A 22,890-nucleotide genomic window follows, 5' to 3' on the forward strand; every position below is an offset into this window, starting at 1 on the left:
CCGGACGAAACCAGCTGCGACGAACCGGCCCGGATGTCTCAGACCGCCAGCAGCCGGACGAGGTCCGCGTTCTGGAGGTCGGCCGCGGTGCCCGCGTGCGCGACGAGCCCGGCGTCGAGGACGATGAAGCTGTCGGCGAGCTTGATCGCCGTGTCGACGTACTGCTCGACCAGCAGGATCGCGAGCCCGACCTCCTTGTGGAGGCGTTCGATGACCTCCTCGATCTCGGCGACGATCGACGGCTGGATGCCCTCGGTGGGCTCGTCGAGGATCAGCATGCGGGGGCCGGTGACCAGTGCGCGGGCCATCGCCAACATCTGCTGCTGGCCGCCGGAGAGGAACCCCGCGCGGCGGCGCAGGAACGGCTTCAGCCTGGGGAAGACGTCGAGGGCCTCGTCGATCGCGCCCTTCTTGCCCTTCGCGGCCTCCCAGGTGACCTGCAGGTTCTCGTAGACGGTGAGCTGCGGGAACGTCTCGTGGCCCTGCGGGCAGTACCCCATCCCCCGGCGGACCCGCGAGTACGTGGGGACCTTGGTGACGTCCTTCCCGTCGAACTCGATCTTCCCGGCGGACGGGCTGAGCACGCCGAGCAGGGCGTTGAGCAGGGTCGTCTTGCCGACGCCGTTGCGGCCCATCACGCAGACCAGCGAGCCGCGCGGGACCTCCAGGCTGACGCCGAACAGCACCTGGGCCCGGCCGTAGCCGACGTCCAGCGACGTCACCCTCAGCATCAGGTCGTCGGTCATGGTGTCGTCGGCTCCGTTCGCTCGTTCGTTGCAGCGGTTCCCGGGCTGGCGGCCGGGCGGGCGGCCGGGCGGGCGCCCCGGCTCACGGCGCCGCCTCCAGCTCCGCGGCCGCCGCCACGGGGCCGCCGGCCTCCTCGGACGCGCGGCCAAGGTAGACCTCCTGGACCCGCCGGTCGGCCTGGACCTCGGCCACGGTGCCCTCCATCAGCACCTTGCCCTCGTGCAGGACGGTGACCAGCCGGGCGAACCGGCGCAGGAACTCCATGTCGTGCTCGATGACGACGACCGTGTGCTCCCTGGCGATCTGCTGGAGCAGCTGGCCGGTGCGCTCACGCTCGTCCTTGGTCATGCCAGCCACGGGCTCGTCCAGCAGCAGCAGCCGTGGGTCCTGGGCGAGCAGCATGCCGATCTCGAGCCACTGCCGCTGGCCGTGCGAGAGGATGCCGGCCTTGCGGCTCGCGAGCTCGGTGAGCTGGGTCGTCTCCAGCACCTGGGCGACCCGGTCACCGATGCCCTTGCGCCGGCGGAACAGCGCCGGGACGGGCGTGCGGAAGCTGGCCGCCAGGTCGATGTTCTCCAGGACCGTCAGCTCCTCGAACACGGTCGCCGTCTGGAACGTCCGGCCGATGCCGAGCCGGACGATCCGGTGCTCGCGCTGGCCGACCAGCTCCGTGCCGGCGAAGGTCACCGAACCGCTCGTCGGCTTCGTCAGCCCGGTGATGACGTCGACGAGCGTCGTCTTGCCCGCGCCGTTGGGGCCGATGAGGAACCGCAGCTCACCGCGGTTCACCGTGAAGTCGATGCCGTCGATCGCGACGAAGCCGTCGAAGACGACCCGCAGCCCGCGGACGGCGAGCAGCGCCTCGTCGGCCGGCGCGTCGGCTGGGGGGTCGACCGGGGCGGGGGCGGGCGCGTCCGTGGTCATCAGGTCATTCCCTTCGCGCCGGACGTGCTCTGGTCGGGGATCAGCACCGCGCTCGGGTTGGGGGCCGCGTCGAGGACGCCGGCCGGCGGCCCGGAGGCTCTGCCCGCGCGGTCCCCCGGCAGCCGCAGGCCGAGCCGCCCGGCGGCCCAGGCGGCGTTGTCCCGGATCGTCCAGAACAGCCCGGAGATGCCGCGGGGCAGGAACGCGATGACACCGATGAACAGCGCGCCCTGGAAGTAGGTCCACGCCGACGGGTAGTCGTCGGAGAACGTCGACTTCGCCCAGTTGACGACGATCGCGCCGACGACCGCGCCGACCAGCGAGTACCGGCCGCCGACGGCGACCGCGATGACCAGCTCGATCGACGGGACGATGTCGAGCATGCCGGGGTTGATGATGCCGATCACCGGGACGATCAGCGCGCCGCCCACCGACGCCGTCACCGCGGACATCGCGAACGCGATCGTCTTGATGACCGTCGGGTCGTAGCCGAGGAAGCGGACCCGGTCCTCCCCGTCCCGGATCGCCAGCAGCAGCCGGCCGAACCGGCTGAGCACCACCAGGCGCAGCAGCAGGAAGATCACCAGCAGGACGCCGGCGGTGATGTAGTACAGCTCGCGGCGGCCGTTGTCCGCGTAGGTGTCGATGCCGAAGAACGAGCTGAAGTTGGTCAGGCCGTTGGTGCCGCCGGTGTAGCCCTGCTGGCCGATGAGCAGGATCACGAACGCGGCCGCGAGCGCCTGGGTGAGGATCGCGAAGTAGGCGCCGCGGACGCGCTGGCGAAAGACCAGCAGGCCGAGGAGCGTCGCGACGATGACCGGCGCGACGATCACCGCGACCAGCGCGACCACGGGGCTGCGGAACGGCTCCCAGAACGCCGGCAGCTTCTCGACGCCGCTCCAGTTCATGAAGTCCGGGACCTTGCCCGGGCCGGCGTCGTGCAGCTTGAGGTACATGCCCATCGCGTAGCCGCCGAGGCCGACGAACAGGCCCTGACCGAGGGTCAGCATGCCGCCCTGGCCCCAGGCCAGGCCGATGCCGATCCCGATGATCGCGTAGCACAGGTACTTGGTGAACAGCGGCAGCTGGTACGACGCGCCGAGGAAGAGCGGAGCGATGGCCGCGACCACCAGCACGACGGCGAACGAGGACAGCCAGCCGGCCCGTGCCGTCAGCAGCTTCGAGCGCCAGCCACCGCCGGGGGCCCCGACCGGCGCCGGCACGTCGGCGGGGGCGCTCATGTCAACGCCCGCGAGCGCAGCTGGAACAGGCCCTGCGGGCGAGCCTGCAGGAAGGCCACGATCGCCACGAAGACGATCACCTTGGCGAGGCTCGAGTTGGTCCAGAACTCCGAGTAGCTGTTGAGCAGGCCGAGCGCGAAGGCGGCGATCACCGCGCCGCGCAGCTGGCCGAGGCCGCCGACGACGACCACGAGGAACGCGTCGACGATGTAGCGCTGGCCCAGGGTCGGGCTGATCGTGCCCACCAGGGTCAGGCCGACCCCGGCGACGCCGGCGAGGCCCGAGCCGAGGAAGAACGTGAGCTGGTCGACCCGGTCGGTGCGGACCGCGCTGCAGGCCGCGAGCTCGCGGTTCTGCATCACGGCCCGCATCCGCCGGCCGGCCGGGGTGCGGCTCATGTAGAGCCAGATCGCCGCCAGGCAGACGATCGCCAGGGCGAAGATGAACACCCGGTTGTAGGGAATCCGGACGCCGCCCCAGTCTGCGCCCCCGATGAGCCAACCGGGGGCGACGACCTGGACGCCGCGGTTGTCGATCAGGTCCCGAACCAGCTGCTGGAGGATCAGTGAGACTCCCCAGGTGAGCAGCAGCGTGTCCAGTGGTCTCCCGTAGAACCTGCGGATCAGCGTCCGCTCCAGGATCACACCGAACAGGCCCGCCACGACGAACGCCACCGGCAGGGCGGCCAGCACCGCCTCATGCCCGGCCCAGCTCTGCAGCATGTAGGTCGTATAGGCGCCCACCATGATGAACTCGCCATGCGCCATGTTGATGACGCCCATCTGACCGAAGGTGAAGGTCAGACCGAGCGACGACATGAGCAGCACGGCCGCGATACTCAGCCCGATCGGCAGCTGGTTCAGGAACCCGTTCACGTCAACCCAACCATTTCCCTTTGTCGACCCGTCAGGTGCCTAGGAGAGTCCCGCTGCCCACGGGTAGCTCTTCAGGTACGGATCGGGTTTGATCGGGCCGGGCGACGACCAGACGGCCTTGATCTGGCCGTCGGTGCCGATGAGACCGATGCGGGCGGTCTTGTAGACGTGCTGGGTGGCGCCGTCGATGGTGACGTGGCCTTCCGGCAGGTCGAGAGCGATGCCGCCGGCGTCAGCCGCGGCCTTTACCTTCGCGACGTCGAACGACCCGGCCTTCTCGACCGCGGCCTTCCACAGGTAGACGGCGTTGTACGCGGCCTCCATCGGGTCCGACGTCACCTTGTCCGAGCCGTACTTGGCCTTGAACGCGGCGACGAAGTCCTTGTTCGCGGGCGTGTCGGTCGTCTGGTAGTAGTTCCAGGCGACGTACTGGCCGGCCAGGTACTGCGTGCCGATCGCCTTGACCTCCTCCTCGGCGATGGACACGGACATGGTCGGGATCTGGTCCGGGCCGATGCCGGCCGACTTCAGCTGCTTGAAGAAGGCCACGTTCGAGTCGCCGTTGAGCGTGTTGAAGACGAAGTCAGGCTTGGCCTGCTGGATCTTGTTGACGATCGTCGAGACCTCGGTCGCCCCCAGCGGGAGGTACTCCTCGCCGTCGATCGTCATCCCGTTCGCCGCCGCGTAGGCCTTGATCTCCTTGTTGGCCGTCCGCGGGAAGACGTAGTCGCTGCCGACCAGGAAGATCTTCTTCTTGCCCTGCTCCTTGATGTAGTCCAGCGCCGGGATGATCTGCTGGTTGGTGGTCGCGCCCGTGTAGAAGATGTACGGGCTCTGCTCGAGGCCCTCGTACTGGACCGGGTACCAGAGCAGCGCCTTGTTCTTCTCGAACACCGGCAGCATGGCCTTGCGGCTGGCCGACGTCCAGCCACCGAAGACGGTGGCCACCTTGTCCTGCGAGATGAGCTTCTGCGCCTTCTCGGCGAAGGTCGGCCAGTCCGAGGCGCCGTCCTCGACAACCGGCTCGATCTTCTTCCCGAGCACGCCGCCCTTGGCGTTGATCTGGTCGATAGCGAGCATCTCGGAGTTCTTCACCGTGACTTCGGAGATGGCCATGGTGCCGCTCAGCGAGTGCAGCAGGCCAACCTTGACGGTGTCCGACGACGACGAACCGCCGGACGATCCCCCCGACCCCCCACAGGCCGCGAGCAGAAGAGCAGGCAGCACCGCGAGCGGCGCCAACCTACGCCAGGACTTTCGAAACAATTCCGTGCCCTCCCTAGGACGCTGGTAACGATCAGTCTAGGGAGACCCGTTACCGCGGCAGCCTCGCCGAGTTAAGCGAACGTTAATCCGGCGAGGGCGGTGTTTTTCCGGGCCGGTGCCACCGGGAACGCGCCGGGCGAACGACCGCATCCCCGTTGACAAGGAATGCGAGGAGAACACACACACGTTAGGGCAGAAGCCCTCGGCGCGCCTCGCCCAGGGAAGCACGTCATGAGATTGTTACGCTCAGCAGCAGGTGTTTCCGGGCCGTTTCTCGAACGGCCCGGAAAATCCGGCGGTGACTCCGGACGTCGTTCACCGTGTGTTACGTACTCGTTCATCGAGTCGCGCGGCCGGTGTCTGTCGGGTGGGTCACACCCGTGCCCTGAGGACGGCCCAGGACGGCGGGGACCCCCACGACGAGGCCATTGGTGGCCGCCGGACGCCTGGCGTTCAACGCCGTGGGCGCGGCCGCTCCGGCTCAGGCGGGATCGGCCGGGCTACGGCCAGCGGTACAGCCCGTTGGACGGGCCGCCTGCCTCACCGTTGTTCAGCGTCACGACCTGCGTCTCCGCCGCGTCGCGGGCGGGCGGGCGTGGGGCACCGCCGGCGGGCTCGCCACCGGCCACCCGGGTCTCGTCCTCGTCCGCTCCGGCGCCGGCGGGATCCACGGCGTCCGCCGACCCGGCCGCCGCTGCCCGGGCCGCGGCCGCGGCGGCGCGGGCGTCGCCTGGCTGACGCCGGCCCCAGGGCAGCGACCCGCCGCGGCGGGTCGGCCGGCCACCATCGCCACGCGCGTCCGGCTGGCGGTGTGCACCGCGTCCGCCGGCCCGGCCCTCGTCGAGCGCGCGCGGCTCGTCCACGCCGTCGTCCGCGCCGGGAGGACGACCACCGTGGGTCTCGGGTCCGGTCCACTGGCGTCCGACCGAGCCGACATAGCCGTCGTACTGCCCCGGCCAGCCCGACCCGGCGCCGGCCGCCGGGCCGCGCGTCACGTCGTCGCCGCGACCGCCGGGCTGGACCGGGCGAACCGGCCGGGCGACGTCGTCCGTGTCGTCGTCGGACGCGGCGGCCGCGCCACCGAAGCCGCCGAGACCGACGATGCCGCCGATGTCGAGTCCGTTACGGGGGACGGTCTGGCCGCCGTCGGCGCCCCTGCCCTGCTCGGGGCCCCTGACCTGATCCTGGCCCCTGACCTGGTCCTGGCCCCTGACCTGGTCCCTGACCTGGTCGGAGCCTCGGCCCTGGTCAAGGCCGGAGCCGGAGCCCAGGCCGGCGCCGGGCCCGGCCGCGACGACACCGCCGACGGACACGATGTCCCACGGGGCCGGGCCGGCGGCGCCGGGCGTGTTCCACCCGCCGGCGGGCGCGGCGGACGTCGGGCCGGGTGCTGTCTGCTCGCCGTCCGGCATGGTGCCGCGCGGCCCGAACAGTGGGTCACGGCCGGCCTGGCCCACCCGGTCGAGCCCGAGCGGGTCGCGGCGCGACGCGTCGTAGCCGCCGTAGCCGCCACCCTCGTAGCCGTCGCCGCGCTGCTCACCGCGGTAGTCGCCGCGGGAGAAGCCGCCGTATCCGCCGGCGCTGTACCCGCCACCGGTGAGATCCACGCCGGGCATCCGCATGCCGCCGCTTGGCGGGCCGCCGAGGGCGAACCCGCCGGTCGGGGGGTAGTCGGGAACCTGGTCACTCGGCGGCAGGGAGGGCGGCGGCGCCATCGACGGGTAGGCCGGCGGCACGGGCGGCACCGTGGCCGGCCCGTCCGTCCAGCCGGTCGGGCCGGCGCCGTCGGCCGGTCGCCCGCGGTTCACACCGCCCGCCGGGTCCGCTGGCGGCGGCGCGGGGCGGCCCGGGCCCGGCTGCTCCCAGCCGGGCGAGCCCGTGGACCACGGCGCCGGCGGACCGGCCGCGCCACCGGGAACGAGGTCGTCGAACCCGGGGTTCTCCCAGGACACCGAGCCGCGGTGCTCCGCGCGGCGCCGCTCGGCCTCGATCCGGTCCCGCCGGGCCCGGTCCCGTTCGACCCGCTCGCGCTCGGCCCGCTCCAGCTCCGCGCGCTCCCGTTCGAGCCGCTCGCGCTCGGCCCGGTCGGCCTCGGCGCGCTCCCGCGCGGCCCACGCGCGCTCGGCGCGCTCGCGCTCAAGCTCCGCCCGCTCGCGCTCTATCCGCTCCAGGTCGGCCCGCTCGCGCTCTGCTCGTTCCAGCTCGGCCCGCTCACGCTCGACGCGCTCACGCTCGGCCCGCTCCAGCTCCGCGCGCTCGAACTCCGCGCGCTCGAACTCGGCCCGCTCACGCTCGACGCGCTCGCGCTCGCGCTCGGCCCGCTCGCGCTCGCGCTCGGCCCGCTCGAACTCGGCCCGCTCCAGCTCCGCCCGCTCGAACTCGGCGCGCTCCAGCTCCGCCCGTTCGCGCTCGGCCCGTTCACGCTCCGCGCGTTCCAGCTCGGCCCGCTCCAGCTCCGCGCGCTCATACTCCGCGCGTTCCAGCTCGGCCCGCTCGTGCGCCGCTCTTTCCAGCTCGGCGCGTTCGGACTCCGCGCGGTCCAGCTCGGCCTGCTCCCAGCCGGCGTGCTCCAGGCCGACGGCCGCCTCGTCGGCCAACAGCCGCTCGGCCAGCAGTTCGGTGAGCGGGCGCGGCGGCCCGATGTGGAATCCCTGCGCGTAGTCGACCCCGATGTCGGCCAGGACGCGGGCGAGGGACTCCCGGTCGACGTTCTCGGCGATCGTGTACATGCCGAGCGTGCGGGCGATGCGCACCACCGCGTCGACGAGGGCCATGTCCTGCGCGTTCTCGTCCGCCTGCCGGACGAAGTCACCGTCGATCTTGACTCCGCTGAACGGCAGGGTGCGCAGGTGCACCACCGAGCCCATCCCGACCCCGAAGTCGTCGAGGATGAACCGGCAGCCGGCCGCGGTGAGCTTCTCGGCCAGCCGGCGGGCCGGCTCGACGCTCACCAGGGTGGACCGCTCCGCGATCTCCAGGCCGAGCCGGGTCGGGTTGACGGCGCTGCCGCGCAACGCGTCGAGAACGAAGTCACCGAACCCGGGGTCCTCGACCGAGCGCGCCGAGATGTTGACGTGCAGGTACAGCGACCCGTGCGGCCCGTCGGCGGCGAGGGCGGCGACCGCCTGGCCGACGACCCACCGATCCAGCCGCAGCACCAGCTCGGTCCGCTCGACCGGCTCGAGGAACTCCCGCGGCGACAGCTCCGGCAGCAGTCCGTCCCGCAGTCGCACCAGCAGCTCGTAGCCGATGACGCGCCGGGCTCCGAGATCGACGAGCGGCAGCGCGTCGACGGCGAGCGTGCCGCTCTCCAGCGCGGCCCGGACCCGCTGGGTGACCGACACCCGCCGTTCGGCCTGGGAGTACTGGGCGTCGGTGAACAGCCGGGCCCGGTCCCGGCCCGCGTCCTTGGAGTCATAGAGCGCGAGGTCGGCCTGGGCGAGCGCCGCGGTCTCGTTGTCGACGTGCGCGAGCGGGACGACGCCGATGCTGACCGTGACCCGCAGGGCCAGCTCGTCGACCGGGACCGGGGCCCGCGCGACCGCCTGGCAGACGCTCTCGGCGACCGCGAGCCCGGCGTCGCCGTCACCGTCCCGCAGCAGCACGGCGAACTCGTCGCCGCCGAGCCGGCCGAGCAGCGCGTCGGGCAGCTCCTCGCGCAGCACCTGGCTCAGGCCCCGCATGACGATGTCGCCGACGGCGTGGCCACGCAGGTCGTTGATGTCCTTGAAGTGGTCGACGTCGATGATCAGGAGCGAGCCGGACCGGCCGGCGGGGGTCTCGGACAGGTGGTCGCGCAGCGCCTTGTTGATCGCCCGGCGGTTGAACAGCCCGGTCAGCGCGTCCCGCTCGGCGAGGTGCGCGAGCTCCTGCTGGACGCGGTGCAGGTCGGTGATGTCACGCGAGGTGCCCAGCACCCGGGCCGGGTTGCCGGCGTCGTCGGTGATGACCTCGCCGAAGCACTCGAAGACCCGCTCGCCCTGGCCGAACCGGTCGCGCAGCGAGTGCAGGTAGGTGAAGGTGCCGGGCGTCCGGATCGCGGCGGCGACCGAGGACCGGATCGTGCTCATGTCCAGAGGCGGCAGCAGCTGCTCGATCTGGTCCAGGTCCATCTCGTCGCCATCGCGGAAGCCCAGCAGTTTCAGCTGGTTGCGCGAGAAGCTGACCGAGCCGGCGATCAGGTCCCACTCCCAGGTGCCCGTGCGGGTGAGCTCCTCGATCCGGTCGAGACGGTCCGGGCCGGACAGCAGCAGCATCGCGGCCCCGCGCGCGCGCGGGTCCCGCGCGAGCGGCTGGCCGGCCTCGGCGACGCCGGCCGCCGGGGCGGGCTCGGCCTCGCCGGGCGGCAGGACGGACGGCCGCGGGACGACCGGCCGGGCCATCATTACCGTGTCGTCGGTGAGCGGCGTGCCCCAGGCCGCCTGGTCCCATTCGGGGGTGCCGCGCCACGCCTCGTCGCCGCCGGTCGGGGCGGCCCAGCCGGCGGCCGTGACCGCGACGGCCGGGTAGGCGTCGGTGACGTCGAAGACCTCGTAGAGCACCAGGCCGTCGGCCCAGCCGTCGCCGGGCGGGGTGAGCCGCTGGCAGCGCAGCCGCAGCCGGCGTTCGGCGCCGTCCGGACCGATCCACGGGACGTCGACCGGGTCCGCGCCGACGACCAGCCCGGACAGCGGCAGCCGGGCCTCGGCGACGGCCCGGCGAGCCAGCGCACGGGACGACTCGGGCATCGGCTCGCCCAGGCGCTCGGCGAACCTGTCGTCGACCCTGCCGCCGCCCGCCGCGGCCAGCCGCGCGCCCGGGTCTCCCGGGGTCACGCTCAGGCCGGTGGCCTCGGCGACCGGCTGCCCGCTTGGGTCCGTGGCCGCCAGGTCGGGGCCGGCGTTCTCGGCGGCCAGGTCCCGACCCTGATCTCCAACGACCAGGCCCGGGACGGGGTCTCCAGCGGCAAGATCCGGACCGGGGCCTCCAGCAGCCTGATCCGGGCCGGAGTCTCCCGCGACCAGGCCCGGGACGGGGTTCCCGGCCGACACGCTCAAGCCGGTGTTCTGGGACGGGTCCGGGCCGGTGGGTCTGCCGTCCGCGACGGCCGGTTCGCGGACCGCCGGCGCGAGACCGACGACACCCGCGAGCGCCGCGTTGACCCAGACGACCCGGCCTTCGGTGTTCACCAGCAGCAGGCCCGCCGAGACGGCGTCGGCCACCAGCCCTGTCACCCCGGCGACCAACGCACCTCCCACGCAGCTGTCGGCCTGGGTCGCGCCGGGCGCCCTGCTGGATCGGCGAAGGCCGATCTGGTGGGTCGCATCGACGCTGGCCAGGCCCTCCGCTGCGCAGTCTAGCGGCAGTCGTCCGAGTACATTCCGTTAGGGGCTCCGGACCCTGCGGAACAGCCCGCCTGCCAGGGAGTCTCGCGTCTCTAGTCGCCCGAGCCGTGCTCGTGGATCTGCTCGGCCAGATACTGCGGCGCACCGAGCTGGCGGATCAGCTCCAGCTGGGCCTCCAGCCAGTCGATGTGCTCCTCCTCCTCGGAGATCAGCCACTCGAGGAGCGTGGCGGAGCCGAAGTCCGACTTGCTCCGGCTCAGGGTCACACCCTTGCGCAGGGTCTCGACGTTCTCCAGCTCACGGGCGTAGTCGAGCTCGAGCATCTCGGGCACGTTCTCGCCGGTACGCAGCGGGTGCAGCCGCTGCAGGTTCGGGTGGCCGTCGAGGTAAAGAATCCGATGAATGATCTTGTCGGCGTGCTTCATCTCGTCGATCGACTCGTCGCGATAGTGATGCCCGAGCCCGTGGAATCCCCAGTGCTCCTGGATGCGGTAGTGCAGGAAGTACTGGTTGATCGCGGTGAGCTCGTTCGTCAGCACCGCATTCAGGATCTCGACAACCTCGTCGTCACCACGAACCACCCAGGGCCTCCACTTGTCGTCACGCCGCCGCGACGCTCCGCAGTGGTCGTCGCCGGTCGGCCGGGTCCGGAGCCGTCACGCGGCCCAGACAGCGCCAGCGACCGGCACCTCACGGAGATGGCGGGAGAGAAGGTCCGCGATCTGTTCGCGACATCCCCCGCAGCCAGTGCCGGCGTCGCAACGCTCACCGACCTCATCGGCGTCGCGCGCACCCGACTCAATGACTTTCCGTAGCGTCCGGTCGGAGACAGCAAAGCACGAGCAGACCAGCATTGCACCCTCACCACGCGGACGGGCCCGGCGACAACCTCGCGACCAGGCAAGTTCATTCGGCGCAGGACTTCCTAGCCACCAACATCGCTTAGCTAAGGCTTCCCTAAGAGCAACAGAATGCCACGTTAGGCTGCCCTAACACAAGGCGGCCTAAGTAGCGGCGCAGCTCACACCCAGGACCCGCCGGCATGACCGGGGGAACGGCCGGTGAGGGAAGACGGCGCGGGCCGAACGCGGGGGCCGCCGAGCGAGGTAGGCAGTGCCACGCCTCGGCCAAGGTCGGCCTCGTGCCGGGACCGGCAAGATCGCTGTTTTCGCCCTCGCGTGGCTGTAACGGCAGCGGTTTTGTGACCACTTGAGGGCCGAAACGGCGATCATGCCCACGGGCCGGAGACGGCAGTGGCGGGCAGTGGGCGTCAGGAGCCGGCGTCGACGACGATCTCTACGCGGCGGTTGGCGGCGCGGCCGGCCGGGGTCGCGTTGTCCGCGGCTGGGCGGCTCGCGCCGTAGCCGACGGCCCGCAGCCGCTCGGCCGGCACGCCCCGGCTGACGAGGTAGCCGACCGCCGCCTGGGCCCGCCCGAGCGACAGGGCCTCGTTGACGGAGGCAGGCCCGGTGCTGTCGGTGTGACCGGCGACCAGCGCCGGGGCCGTGCCCGCCCGCAGCGCCGCGGCGACGAGGTCGAGCGCGTCCCGGTCAGGGCCGGACAGCACCGCGCTGTCGGACGCGAAGGTCACCGGGTGACCCGAGGTGGCCGCCGCGAGCGCCGCGCCGTCGCCACCAGACCCCTGGGGGCCACCCGTTCCGGCCGCCGGGGCGTCCGTGGCGGGGACGCCCGGCGCAGCGGCGATGACGAGCCGGTTGTCCAGGTCGATCCTGGTCCCGCCGACCCGGCCCGCGGTGAGCACGGCCGCGCCGAGGCTCGTCCGGCTGCTCTCGTTGGCGACCGTGCCGGTCAGTACGAGGTGGCCGCCGTCCAGGGTGAGGGTGTGCGACCCCGGCGCCCGGGTCAACGCCGTCACGAGGCCGGCCAACGCCGGGACAGCAGGCTGCGCGGCGCGCGAGTCGACGGCGATGTCGCTGGTCAGCTGCCCGCCGGTGGCGTCGACGACGGCGTCGAGGAGGGCGGTGCGCCGGGCACGGTCCGGCACGGTCGCGCGCACCGTCAGCCGGCCCCGCTCGACGGTCAGCACGACCGGCTGGGCCGGCCTGGTGGCAACGAGCGCGTCCGAGCCGAGCCGGGCTGAGCTCACCCCGTTCACCCTGGCCGCGCGCAGGGCCGCGTCGGCCGCCGCGACGCTGGCGAAGTCCCCGTGCAGGGTGGCCGCGGTGCCGGCGACCGTCACCACGACCTGGGCCACGCCGGACTGGCGCACCGCCTCGTTCGCCCGGTGGGCGAGGTCCTTCTCGATCGGCCCACGCCGCAGTCCGACCGCCAGCAGGGCGAGCACCAACCAGGTCAGCAGCAGCGAGACGGCAAACGCGACCGGTCGGGGACGCTTCAGCTGCGTCACCGCGGACAGGACCATGAACCGACTCCGAGCTGGGAATCCGAATGAGCGAAGACCGGGCGAGCGGCGAGCGGCCAGTCGCGACGCGGACGGGCGCGAGGCTCGGAACGCGGGCTCAGCTGGCCGCGGGACCCCCGCGACACGGGCAACTCTCGCACATCGGTACCGACCCGACGCACACGCCACCCCGACACGCCGCAACAAACCCCATCAGCGGCGCAATACGCACAGACCCGGCGTGGCGGACACCCACCGGCCGTTCGGCCACGGCCCTTCCGGCCCGGGGGTGGTTGGCCCCGCGGGCGCGCCGGCCAGGACGGCCAGCCGGCGCGGACCGCGGGCGCGGCGTCGCCTATGGATCAGCGTCGCTTAGCTCAGGGTCGCCTAGCTCAGGGTCGCCAGGCCCCCGGCGGCGGACCGGGACGGGTTCGTCGGGCTCGGGACCTGCGCTGGGTCGCCGGGCGCGGCCGTCGACACGGTCGCGGCCAGCGAGTCGGCGGCCACGGCGCCCGCCGCCGCGCCGGACGACGGCAGCGGCAGGTCACCGGGGGCGGGCGCGAGGTCGTCGGCCGGCAGCGCGGCCACGCCCTGGCGTGGCGAACCGCGGGTGAGCGCGATCGCGGCCGCCGCCGAGACGGCCAGCACGGTCCAGCCGGCGATCGCGTCCAGGATGTAGTGGTTCGCGGTCGCCATCACGACGAACGCTGTGCAGCACGGGTACAGCACGCCGAGCACCCGCAGCCACAGCCAACGGGCGTGGCGGGCGATCAGCAGCCCGCACCACAACGCCCAGGCGCAGTGCAGCGACGGCATCGCGGCGTACAGGTTGGCGACCTTGTCGAGGCCGTGCGGCGCGGCGCTGGCGCTGGCGCTCCACCAGCCGTAGTTGCTGAACCGGGACATCGTGTCCACGAAGCCGGCGTCCGGCAGCAGCCGCGGCGGCGCCGTCGGGAACAGGAAGAACCCGAGCAGGCACAGGAGCGTGGTGAACACCAGGGTCCAGCGGGCCCGCGAGTAGCTGGCGCCGTGGCGGCGGTGCATCCAGAGGATCACCGTCGGCGTGACGATGAAGTGCAGCGTCGCGTAGTAGTAACAGCAGATCACCGCGAGCACCGGCACCGTGTCGAGCCAGTGGTTCAGCGACAGCTCGACGTCCAGGTGCAGCGCGGACTGCCAGCGCAGCAGGGTCTCGCCGGTCCGGGTGGCCTCGGCTACGGAGCCCTCGGCGAAGCCCCGGGTCCCCGTGTAGCAGTAATACAGCGCGAGCAGGATCAGGATCTCGACCCACCACACCGGCCGCCGGGTAATCGGGTCGCGGAAGCGCCTGCGCCATCGGTCCCCGCGCGTCTCCGCGCCGGCGGGCGCACGCTCCCCGGGGGCCGCGCCGGGCACGCCTGCGGCCGCCGCGAGGGCCACCGGGGCCGCCGCGAGCTCGGCCGGCGGCGCGGCCACCTGCCCCGTGTCAGCCGGCTGCACCACGTGGGCGCGCGGCCTCGGGGTACCTGCCCCGTCCTGACCCGTTGCCATCCCTCTACTCAACCCGATACCTCCGACAGATCTCCTACCACCCCCACCGGACGGACCCCGGCCGTCCGAACCAGAAACGCTGCAGGGGACCGGTTCCGCCGCCCCGAGGCGAGGCCGCGGTACCGATCCCCTGTGACGAAGCGCACGCTGTGGAACTCCCCGGCGAAGGTCAGGTGCCGGGGTGGGTGCCGGTCGCGGCCGGGCTCGCCGGCGCCGCGACCGAACCGGCGCCGGCGGCACCGGAGGTCGCCGTGGCGGAGGCCGGCAGGGCGCTGCCGGCTACCCAGGTGGACCACGGTATCGACCAGTCGTTGCCCAGCTGCGAGGTGTCCGCCGGCCGGCCGCTGTTGAACACGTTGACGATGTCCCCGACCTGGCTGAAGTTGTAGAACCACTCCGCGTCGGCGGGGGCCGCGTTCACGCAGCCGTGTGAGACGTTGACCCGGCCCTGGTCGGCCACCGACCAGGGGGCCGCGTGGACGTACTGGCCGCCGCTGGTGATCTGCACGTTCCACAGCACGGTCTCGTAGTAGTAGTCCGGGTCACCCTTGGGGATGCCGACCGTCGCCGAGTCCATGATCACGGACTGGGCCTTGTCGATGACGTTGTGCGGCCCGTCCATGGTCAGCAGGGTCTGCTTGCCGCCCTTGCCACCGCTGATCGGCATGGTCTTCACCAGCGCGCCGTTGCGGTAGACCTTCATCGTGTGCGCGGCGATGTCGACCTGGCTGAGCTGCGCGGCGCCGATGCTGAAGTCCATCGTCCGGTCCTTGACCCCGAGCAGCCCGTTGCCGGCGTCCAGCCCGGCCAGGTTCGCCTCGACGTGGACCTTGGTGCCGGAGGGGTAGTAGTCCTTCGGCCGCCAGCGGACCACCCGGTCGGTCAGCCAGCTCCAGGAGCCCTCGAGGGCCGGGGTGGTGGTGATGGACAGCCTGCTCTGCACGGCGGCACGGTCGGTGGTCGCGCCGCTGAAGGTCAGGACGACCGGTGCGCCGACACCGACGACCTGGCCGTCGACCGGGTCCCAGGAGACCTTGAACTGCTTGGCCGGGGTTCCGGTGGTGAAGCCCACGTGGCTGGTCGCCGTCCCGGTGACGCCGGCGGCCGGCGAGGTCGACGCCGTGACCTGGTACTGGCTGGCCGCGTACAGCCCGCCGGTCGAGGTCCAGGTCCGGTGGTCGGCCGAGTAAGCGCCGGCCAGGGTGCCGGCGTCGGTCTTCTGCGAGGTGCTCGCGGCGCGCGCGACCTGGACGTCGACGAGCGGCGCGTTGGCGGTGACGACGACCTTGTCCGTCACCGCGATGCCGGTCGCACCGTCGGCCGGAGTCACCTTGACGGCGGCCGCCGGTATCGCGGGCGTGCTCGCCCCGCCACCACCCGCCTGGGCGGGGCCGCTGCCGCTGCCGCAGGCGGCCAGGACGATCGCGAGCAGAGGTATGACCAGCGCGACGAGGGACCTGGGAAAACCACCGCGAACGGCGGGCCGGCCAGGCCGATGATTGTGCTCGCTCGCGGAGAAGACCATCGTTCGCCTTCTTCCGATCTCCGGGACTGCTGATAGCACGTCCGTGCGAAAACTCTGAGCCGGACGGTACCCACCGGCTCGGCGTTCGTCGCGGCGAGCAAGCGAAATAGCCCTGTCGCCCGGGCGACCATCACCAATTGACCACGATGCCAATACGGAGAGTCGCGCTCTCCTGGCAATATTCACGAAGCCCTCCCACACCGCGCGACCGACGCCTACCGCCGCACGGACCGTTCGTGATCCGACAACCTGCCCACCGCGCGAGCGACCGGCGATTTCCCACCGGTCCCCGCGCCGCCGTCGACACATAGGGCCCGCCCGGAACGCCTAACCCAGGCCGGACGGCTCGCATCAACGACAAACGACGGCCACCGCGCGTGCCGGCTCCGCTCCCCCGCGGCGCCGGCCGATAACCGAACTCGCACCAGCGTGCCTCACGAGAACCACCGGGCGCACCGCCTGCTTCCCACCGGCGACGGGACCGTGAACAACATCCGCCCGCCTCGGGTCTAGCGCGCCACTATGCGGTGGAGGCAGCCCGGCGATGTCACGAATAACGCCCCGCCTGGACGCGGAGAGTTAGCAGACAAACGAGGATCGGCTGACCGCGAGCCGGGAATCCCGAAACATCCACCGAACAGGGCCGTGACCTGGACCGCGACCGGGCGGGCGAGGATGGCGCGGGGAGCGCGGCCACGCCCTCGGGGCGGCGGCGGTCGCGTGGCCCGAAGACCTTGAGGGACAGGAGGCGTCATGGCGATCGTTCTCGGGCCGAACCAGTTCGGGAAGGCGGAGGTGCGGCTGGTCCACCTGGACCGCTCGACCCCGGTGCACAGGATCACCGACCTCAACGTGTCGACCGCGCTGCGTGGCGACTTCGCCGCGGCGCATCTGGTTGGTGACAACGCGCACATCCACACCACCGACGCGCAGAAGAACACGGTCTACGCGTTCGCGCGGGACGGCGTCGGCGAGATCGAGGAGTTCGGGCTGCGGCTCGCCCGGCATTTCACCGGATCGTTCGGTTGGATTACCGGCAGCCGGATCGAGATCGAACAGTACGGCTGGGACCGCATCCCGGTCGACGGCGCCGGACATGACCATGCATTCAGCCGGGCCGGCGCCGAACGGCGCACCACGGTCGTCACGGTGGACGGCGACGACGCATACATCGTTTCCGGCCTCGCCGGGCTCGTCGTGCTGAAGTCGACCGGTTCGGAGTTCTGGGGCTACGCGACCGACCGCTATACCACGCTCGCCGAGACCACCGACCGGATCCTCGCCACCGAGGTGACCGCCGGCTGGCGTCTGACCGGCACGGACCACGACTACGGGAAGCTGTTCACCAGCATTCGGACGATCCTGCTGGAGACGTTCGCGTCGGTACACAGCCTCGCCCTGCAGCAGACGCTCTACAAGATGGGCGAGGAGGTGCTGACGGCACATCCCGAGGTCGCCGAGATCAGGATGTCGATGCCGAACAAGCACCATTTCCTGGTCGACCTGGAACCGTACGGTCTCGACAACCCGAACGTCGTCTTCTACGCGGCCGACCGCCCGTACGGGAAGATCGAGGGAACAGTGACCAGGGACGACGCTCCCCCAGCTGGACCGGCGTGGCTCTGACGGCTCCCGAGTTCCGTTGAACCGGGCCGGTCAGCTGGCCCGCAGGGTCACGACGTCGCCGGGGGCCAGGCCGAGCCGGCTCGCGGCGGCGCCGTCGCGCACCGCGAAGGCCGCCATCCCGGCCGAGTCGACGTAGAGCACCAGCTCGCCCGGCCCGACGGACCCGAACGTCACCCCGACGGGCATCCGCAGCGGCGTGCCCGCGGCCGAGGTCAGTACCTCGGCCCGGCGGCCGGGCACCAGCCCGACGTCGGCGAGCAGATCGCCGGTCGCGGCCAGCTGGACGTTGCCGAACCGGTCGACGAGCACGACCTCGGCCTCCAGCTCGGCGGCCGGGTCCTCGGCCGCCCGCACCCGGGCGAGCACCGGCGGGAGCTTGACCAGGCCGGCCGGGTCGACCCGCGCGCCGAGCGCCTCGGGTGCCGTGCCGTTGGCCAGCTCCGCCGCGGCGGGCGCGAACACGTCCCGTCCGTGGAAGGTCGCGGGCACGCCCGGCCGGGCCACCAGCGCGACAGCGGCCCGCACCCCGCCGAGCACCGCGGCGGCGGGGGCGAGCAGGCCGTTGTCCGGCCCGACCAGCATCCCGCCCGGCGTGACCAGCACGATGCCGCGCCGGCTGGTGCCGACTCCCGGGTCGACCACGGCCAGATGCACCGGGACCGGCAGGTAGCGCACCGTCTGGGCCAGCACGGCCGCGCCGCGCCGCACGTCGCCCGGGTCGATCAGGTGGCTGATGTCCAGCGCCCGGACCCCACGCCGCAGCAGCACACCGTGGCACGCCGCGACGAACCCGTCGGCGAGCCCGTAGTCGGTCAGGAAGCTCACGTGCGGCACAGCATCCATGCTCTCTCGCCACCCACCAGCCGCCAGCGGGGCCGCGCCGTCCGGCCAGCCGCCGTCCAGCCAACCGCCGTCCGGCCAGCCATCATTGCGCCAAGCATCGTCCAGCCAGGCGTCGCCCAGCCAAGCGTCGCGGCGAGCACCCGCCGCAAGTCTTGATCACAAATCCTATGCTCAAACCGGACAGAAACCGGGCAACCCGCCCGGTCGTGGCCGCGTCGCCGGGCCGCTCAGATAGCGCCGTCCGCGCGCAGCCCGGCCAGCTCGGCATCGTCGTAGCCGAGCTCGGTCAGGATCTTCTCGGTGTGCTCGCCGAGCCCCGGCACCGGCTCCAGCCGGGGTGGCGCGTCCGGGAACTCGACCACGGGGCGCAGCTGGCGGACGGGCCCGGCCGGCGAGTCGATCTCGACCCACCGGTCGCGCGCGGCCAGCTGCGGATGGGTGAGCACGTCGGCCATCTCGTTGACCCGCCCGTAGGCGATCCCGGCCGCGTCGAGACGGGCCGTCACCTCCGCCGTCGGCAGCGCGCCGACGACGCCGGCGACCAGCGCGTCGGTGCGGGCCCGGTTGCGCACCCGTTCCCGGTTGGTCGCGAACTCGGGGTCCTCGGCCAGCTCGGGGCGGCGCAGCAGGCCGGCCGCCAGCCGGGCCCACTCCCGGTCGTTCTGCACCCCGATCAGCACGCTGTCGCCGTCGCCGGTGGTGAACGCCTCGTAGGGGGCGATCGACGGGTGCCCGACGCCGGCCCTGGCCGGGGCCCGGCCGGTGTGCTCGGCGAACTGCACGGCGTAGCCGTTCCACTCGGTGATCGCGTCCAGCATCGTCAGGGCGAGCGCCGCGCCCGCGCCGGTCCGCTCCCGGCGCAGCAGCGCCACCAGGACGGCCTGCGCCGCGTAGGTGCCGGCGGCGACGTCGGCCGCGGCGAACCCGGCCTTCGCCATGTGCTCGGGCGTGCCGGTCACCGACACCAGGCCGGACTCGGCCTGGATGAGCATGTCGTAGGCGCGCCGGTCGGCGTAGGGACCGGTCGGGCCGTAGCCGGACAGGTCGACGGCGACCAGCCGCGGGTAGCGCTCCAGCAGCCCGGCCGCGTCCAGGCCGAGCCGGGCGGCGGCGCCGGGCGAGAGGTTCTGGGCGACGACGTCGGCCCCGGCGACCAGCTTCTCGACGGCCGCCCGGCCGGACGGCACCTTGATGTCGACCGCGAAGGACTCCTTCGACCGGTTCAGCCAGGAGAAGTGCGCTGACATCCGGCCGCGGACGGCGTCGTCATAGGCACGGGCGAAGTCGCCGGCCCCAGGCCGTTCGATTTTGATCACTCGGGCGCCGTACTCGGCGAGGTGACGGGTCGCGAATGGCAGCGCGACCGCGTGTTCCAGGCTGACGACGGTCATTCCGGCAAGCGGCAGCACGTCCAGCACACTAGGGCGGCGGCGACCGATGCGTCGCCCGTTCGCCCGCTCCGGGCCCGACCAGGCGTCCGCGGCGCGGAAGGCGGACAATGGTCGGTTGGCGGCAGTTTGCGGGCGCCTCGGCCATGAGCCCCCGCCGAGCGGGGCGACCAGCTCGGCCGAGACACGGGCGCGAGCCGAGACACGGGCGCGAACCGAGAGACCGCGAGCCGGGAGACCGTGCCGAGAGACAGGGAGCGGGCGTGCGTATCTGGCGGCGGCGACAGCCGGTGCTGATCACCTCAGCGGCCGACCCGCGCCATGTCGACATCCGCCGCCGCGAGGGCCAGTACCTCTTCTGGATGGCCGTGCGCGTGCTGTGCTTCGTGCTCGCGGTGCTGCTCTTCCACGGGTGGGCCAGGTTTGTCGCGATCGCGGCCGCGCTGGTCATCCCGTGGGTGGCCGTCGTGGTCGCCAACGGCGGGCCGGCACCGTCGCGGCGCCGCCCGGCTGGCTACGCCGACGCGGCCCACCCCCTCGGAGGCGGCGCGAGGCCCCTGGAGTCCGGCCGGCATACCGTCGTCGACGCCGACGATCCGCGAGCGGATCCGGGCCAGGGCCAGCCGCCGGAGCCTCCCGTCGAGGACAACCTCGCCGGCCCGTGGCCACCCGAGGACCAGCCTCCGTTCGCCCCGCCCTACGTGCCCCCGCCGCCGCGGGGCGAGGTCGGCTTCTTCGGCCCCCGCCGCCCGCCGCGCGCCGACCGCCGCCGATAGGCGACGGCGGGCCTCGTCTGGCAGGCCAGGACCCGCGCCCCGACGGCTGCCCGCTCTGGGGGCCGGTTCAGGTGATGCGGGCCAGCTCGCGCCACAGACCGAGCACGGCCGGGTCGCCGTCAACCGTGAGCCGCTCGGTCCCGACCCGGTTCCACAGGAACAGGTACAGGTCGCCGGCCCGGCCCGCCAGGGCGCAGTCCGCCGGCTCGACGGCCTGGACCACGGTCCGGGCGCCCGGACCGATCCGGATCGTCCAGCCGGCGTCGGCGTCCGCGGCCCGGATCGAGAGCGCGACCGGCTCGGGCGAGACCAGGCCACGGTGGCGCTGCGCGTAGAACCCGCCCAGCAGCTCGTCGATCCCGTCCGCGGCGAAGGCCGTCGGCACGCCCGACGGCTCCCCCGCGTCGCCGGAATAGATCTGTCCGGACGCGGCGAGCGCGAGCTCGGCGTCCACCCGGTGGACCGCCGTCTCATGTGCCTGCCGGCGGGCCCAGAACGCCAGCGGCGACGGCGCGCCCGGCCACAGCGTCCAGCAGGCCACCGCCGGGTCGGCGTTCGCCAGCGCGTCGACGAGCGCCGCGTGCCCGTCCGTGAACCAGGCGAGCAGCTCGCCGTCCGGCAGGACCAGCTCGCCGTCGCCCTCGATCGGCCGCGGTGCGCCGTGGCCCTCCTGGACGTAGGACGCCGCCCAGCGGTGGACGCAGCCGGTCTGGGTCACCAGGTCGCGGACCCGCCAGCCCGGGGCGGACGGAACCTCGGCGTCGAACCCGGCGAGCGCGGCCGCCGCGGCCAGCCGGGCGCCGTCGTCGCGCAGCGACGCGAGGTGCCCGTCGATCCCCATGGCCACGATGTCGCCTTTCCCTGGCACCGCCGTCCGTTTGGGCGACATCTCCGCGACGGACGGACATCGCGGACGTCCTACGGCACGGCTAACAAAGCCAGCCCACCGGACAAGCACTACTTAGCTGTGGCGCAACGTTCATGTTGTGGCCGACTGATGGTATTCGTCTGCGCCACCAGCCCTGTCACCGTGACGTTGTGCGCGTAGCGGTGGTCACCGAATCGTTTCTCCCTCACGTGGACGGGGTGACCAACACCGTCTGCCGCGTCCTGGAGCATTTGAAGGCCGAAGGGCACCAGGCTCTGGTGGTCGCGCCGTCGCCCGGTCCCAGGGCGATCGCCGACGCACCCCGGATCTACGCGGACGCGCCGGTGCTCTGGGCCCCGTCGGCCCCGCTGCCCGGCTACCCGCAGTTCCGGTTCGCGACCCCGTGGCCCAGCCTCACGCCGACGCTGCGGGCCTTCGCCCCGGACATCGTGCATCTGGCCGCTCCCGCCGGGCTCGGCGCGCAGGCCGCGTATGCGGCCCACCGGCTCGGCGTGCCGAGCGTCGCGGTCTACCAGACCGACCTCGCCGGCTTCGCCCGCCGCTACGGCCTGGCCGCGCTCGACCGCGGCATCTGGCGGTGGCTCGCGACCGTGCACCGGCTCGCCGCCCGGACGCTGGCGCCGTCGTGGGACGCCGTCGACGCGCTGGTCGGCGCGGGGGTGCAGCGGGTCGCCCGCTGGCGGCGCGGGGTCGACCTGGAGCGGTTCAACCCCGGGCACCGGGACGAGCAACTGCGCGCCCGGCTCGCGCCGGCGGGCGAGGTGCTCGTCGGCTACGTCGGCCGGCTGGCGAAGGAGAAGGGCGTCGAGCTGCTCGGCGCCGTCAGCGACCTGCCCGGCACCCGGCTGGTGGTCGTCGGCGACGGGCCGGAGCGGGCCCGCCTGGAGCGGCAGCTGCCCGGTGCCGCGTTCCTCGGCTTCCAGTCCGGGCTGGAGCTCTCCTCGGCGCTCGCGAGCCTCGACGTGTTCGTGCACACCGGCCAGTACGAGACGTTCTGCCAGGCGGCCCAGGAGGCGAAGGCCAGCGGGGTGCCGGTGGTCGGCCCGGCCGCCGGCGGGCTGCTCGACGTCGTCGAGCACGGCCGGACCGGACTGCACTACCGGCCGGGCGACCCGACCGCGCTGCGTGCCGAGGTCGACCGGCTGGTCGGCGACGTCTCCAGCCGGGTCGCGATGGGCGTCGCCGCCCGCGACTCGGTGGCCGACTGCGGCTGGCGCGCGATCGGCGACGAGCTGCTCGGCCACTACCGCGACGTGCTCGGCGCCAACGTGGGCGCCGCCCGCGACGCCGACGCCTGGCGATGAGCCGGGCGCGGGTGTCGACGGGACCGCTCCGCCTGGCCGGGCGACGGGGCCCGGCCACCATCTGTCCGGGCCACCGTCGGCCCTGACGACCGCCACTCCCAACCCCCACCCCGACGAACCGGACCGGACCTGCCGCGCCGCGGCCAGGCGCCGGACCACGCTGGCCTGCCCTGACCCGGACGGCCGACCCACCTGCCCCGCCGGGGCGGTGGACCGACCAGAGAGAGCACCAGCCCGCCGCGCGGCGTCCGCCGGGGCGCGCGGGCCGAC

17 protein-coding genes are annotated in these 22,890 nt (G+C 73.0%); 3 read left to right on the forward strand and 14 right to left on the reverse strand.

Going from position 1 to position 22,890, the window contains the following annotated elements; all coding sequences use genetic code 11:
• Positions 1–38: 38 nt before the first annotated feature.
• The 11 genes from urtE to I6A60_RS22890 form a co-directional block, all read right to left on the reverse strand.
• Positions 39–746 carry an urea ABC transporter ATP-binding subunit UrtE gene (gene urtE, locus I6A60_RS22840; RefSeq protein ID WP_203022307.1) on the reverse strand — a complete coding sequence of 236 codons (708 nt, stop codon included), beginning with the start codon at positions 744–746 and terminating at the stop codon, positions 39–41.
• An 82-nt stretch (positions 747–828) separates the two neighbouring features.
• Positions 829–1,671: an urea ABC transporter ATP-binding protein UrtD gene (urtD, locus tag I6A60_RS22845; RefSeq protein WP_203022308.1), complete on the reverse strand. Its 843-nt coding sequence runs from the start codon at positions 1,669–1,671 to the stop codon at positions 829–831.
• Positions 1,671–2,912, reverse strand: a complete 1,242-nt coding sequence (urtC, locus tag I6A60_RS22850; protein WP_203022309.1) for an urea ABC transporter permease subunit UrtC — start codon at positions 2,910–2,912, stop codon at positions 1,671–1,673. Before urtC ends, urtD begins: the two co-directional genes overlap by 1 nt.
• Entirely contained in the window at positions 2,909–3,787 is an 879-nt protein-coding gene (urtB, locus tag I6A60_RS22855; RefSeq protein ID WP_203022310.1) for an urea ABC transporter permease subunit UrtB, read from the reverse strand. The genes urtC and urtB overlap by 4 nt, the downstream gene beginning before the upstream one ends.
• 39 nt (positions 3,788–3,826) lie before the next feature.
• A complete protein-coding gene (gene urtA, locus I6A60_RS22860; protein WP_203022311.1) occupies positions 3,827–5,053 on the reverse strand; it encodes an urea ABC transporter substrate-binding protein in 1,227 nt (408 codons plus the stop codon).
• A 500-nt stretch (positions 5,054–5,553) separates the two neighbouring features.
• Positions 5,554–10,266, reverse strand: coding sequence for an EAL domain-containing protein (locus tag I6A60_RS22865; protein ID WP_307873819.1), 4,713 nt, complete (start codon positions 10,264–10,266; stop codon positions 5,554–5,556).
• A 203-nt stretch (positions 10,267–10,469) separates the two neighbouring features.
• Entirely contained in the window at positions 10,470–10,958 is a 489-nt protein-coding gene (gene bfr / locus I6A60_RS22870; RefSeq protein ID WP_013425904.1) for a bacterioferritin, read from the reverse strand.
• Positions 10,959–11,033: 75 nt separating this feature from the next.
• Entirely contained in the window at positions 11,034–11,231 is a 198-nt protein-coding gene (locus I6A60_RS22875) for a bacterioferritin-associated ferredoxin (protein ID WP_203022312.1), read from the reverse strand.
• A gap of 416 nt (positions 11,232–11,647) precedes the next feature.
• Positions 11,648–12,760, reverse strand: a complete 1,113-nt coding sequence (locus tag I6A60_RS22880; protein WP_203022313.1) for an OmpA family protein — start codon at positions 12,758–12,760, stop codon at positions 11,648–11,650.
• Positions 12,761–13,126: 366 nt separating this feature from the next.
• Positions 13,127–14,194 carry a phosphatase PAP2 family protein gene (locus tag I6A60_RS22885; protein ID WP_374210293.1) on the reverse strand — a complete coding sequence of 356 codons (1,068 nt, stop codon included), beginning with the start codon at positions 14,192–14,194 and terminating at the stop codon, positions 13,127–13,129.
• Positions 14,195–14,438: 244 nt separating this feature from the next.
• Positions 14,439–15,794: an Ig-like domain-containing protein gene (locus I6A60_RS22890; protein WP_203022315.1), complete on the reverse strand. Its 1,356-nt coding sequence runs from the start codon at positions 15,792–15,794 to the stop codon at positions 14,439–14,441.
• 753 nt (positions 15,795–16,547) lie between these two features.
• On the opposite strand from I6A60_RS22890, the gene pucL reads away from it, so the two are divergent.
• Positions 16,548–17,420, forward strand: coding sequence for a factor-independent urate hydroxylase (pucL, locus tag I6A60_RS22895; RefSeq protein ID WP_203022316.1), 873 nt, complete (start codon positions 16,548–16,550; stop codon positions 17,418–17,420).
• Between the two features lie 30 nt (positions 17,421–17,450).
• On the opposite strand, the gene I6A60_RS22900 is transcribed toward pucL, so the two are convergent.
• Complete coding sequence (locus tag I6A60_RS22900; RefSeq protein WP_203022317.1) at positions 17,451–18,263, reverse strand: S-adenosyl-l-methionine hydroxide adenosyltransferase family protein; 813 nt, start codon at positions 18,261–18,263, stop codon at positions 17,451–17,453.
• Between the two features lie 227 nt (positions 18,264–18,490).
• Entirely contained in the window at positions 18,491–19,672 is a 1,182-nt protein-coding gene (locus I6A60_RS22905; RefSeq protein ID WP_203022318.1) for a CaiB/BaiF CoA-transferase family protein, read from the reverse strand.
• Between the two features lie 242 nt (positions 19,673–19,914).
• Here I6A60_RS22905 and I6A60_RS22910 point away from each other — a divergent pair, with 242 nt between their 5' ends.
• Positions 19,915–20,427 (forward strand): DUF3099 domain-containing protein, encoded by a 513-nt coding sequence (locus tag I6A60_RS22910; protein WP_203022319.1) that lies wholly within the window; start codon positions 19,915–19,917, stop codon positions 20,425–20,427.
• Between the two features lie 67 nt (positions 20,428–20,494).
• Here I6A60_RS22910 and I6A60_RS22915 read toward each other — a convergent pair whose 3' ends face one another.
• The gene (locus tag I6A60_RS22915; RefSeq protein ID WP_238436028.1) at positions 20,495–21,268 is read right to left on the reverse strand and encodes a maleylpyruvate isomerase family mycothiol-dependent enzyme; all 774 of its coding nucleotides are present in this window, start codon (positions 21,266–21,268) and stop codon (positions 20,495–20,497) included.
• A 197-nt stretch (positions 21,269–21,465) separates the two neighbouring features.
• Here I6A60_RS22915 and I6A60_RS22920 point away from each other — a divergent pair, with 197 nt between their 5' ends.
• The gene (locus I6A60_RS22920; RefSeq protein WP_203022321.1) at positions 21,466–22,620 is read left to right on the forward strand and encodes a glycosyltransferase family 1 protein; all 1,155 of its coding nucleotides are present in this window, start codon (positions 21,466–21,468) and stop codon (positions 22,618–22,620) included.
• The last annotated feature ends 270 nt before the right edge of the window (positions 22,621–22,890 follow it).

It is taken from the genome of Frankia sp. AgB1.9 (genome assembly GCF_016786355.1).
In the GTDB taxonomy this organism is placed as follows: Bacteria; Actinomycetota; Actinomycetes; order Frankiales; family Frankiaceae; genus Pseudofrankia.

Bases quoted from the DNA above. Each gene is read 5' to 3' on its own strand.
- I6A60_RS22875 (WP_203022312.1), bottom strand. From the start codon at position 11,231: ATGCTGGTCTGCTCGTGCTTTGCTGTCTCCGACCGGACGCTACGGAAA.
- urtE (WP_203022307.1), bottom strand. From the start codon at position 746: ATGACCGACGACCTGATGCTGAGGGTGACGTCGCTGGACGTCGGCTAC.
- urtD (WP_203022308.1), bottom strand. From the start codon at position 1,671: ATGACCACGGACGCGCCCGCCCCCGCCCCGGTCGACCCCCCAGCCGAC.
- I6A60_RS22915 (WP_238436028.1), bottom strand. From the start codon at position 21,268: ATGGGGATCGACGGGCACCTCGCGTCGCTGCGCGACGACGGCGCCCGG.
- pucL (WP_203022316.1), top strand. From the start codon at position 16,548: ATGGCGATCGTTCTCGGGCCGAACCAGTTCGGGAAGGCGGAGGTGCGG.
- I6A60_RS22900 (WP_203022317.1), bottom strand. From the start codon at position 18,263: ATGGATGCTGTGCCGCACGTGAGCTTCCTGACCGACTACGGGCTCGCC.
- urtC (WP_203022309.1), bottom strand. From the start codon at position 2,912: ATGAGCGCCCCCGCCGACGTGCCGGCGCCGGTCGGGGCCCCCGGCGGT.
- I6A60_RS22890 (WP_203022315.1), bottom strand. From the start codon at position 15,794: ATGGTCTTCTCCGCGAGCGAGCACAATCATCGGCCTGGCCGGCCCGCC.
- I6A60_RS22880 (WP_203022313.1), bottom strand. From the start codon at position 12,760: ATGGTCCTGTCCGCGGTGACGCAGCTGAAGCGTCCCCGACCGGTCGCG.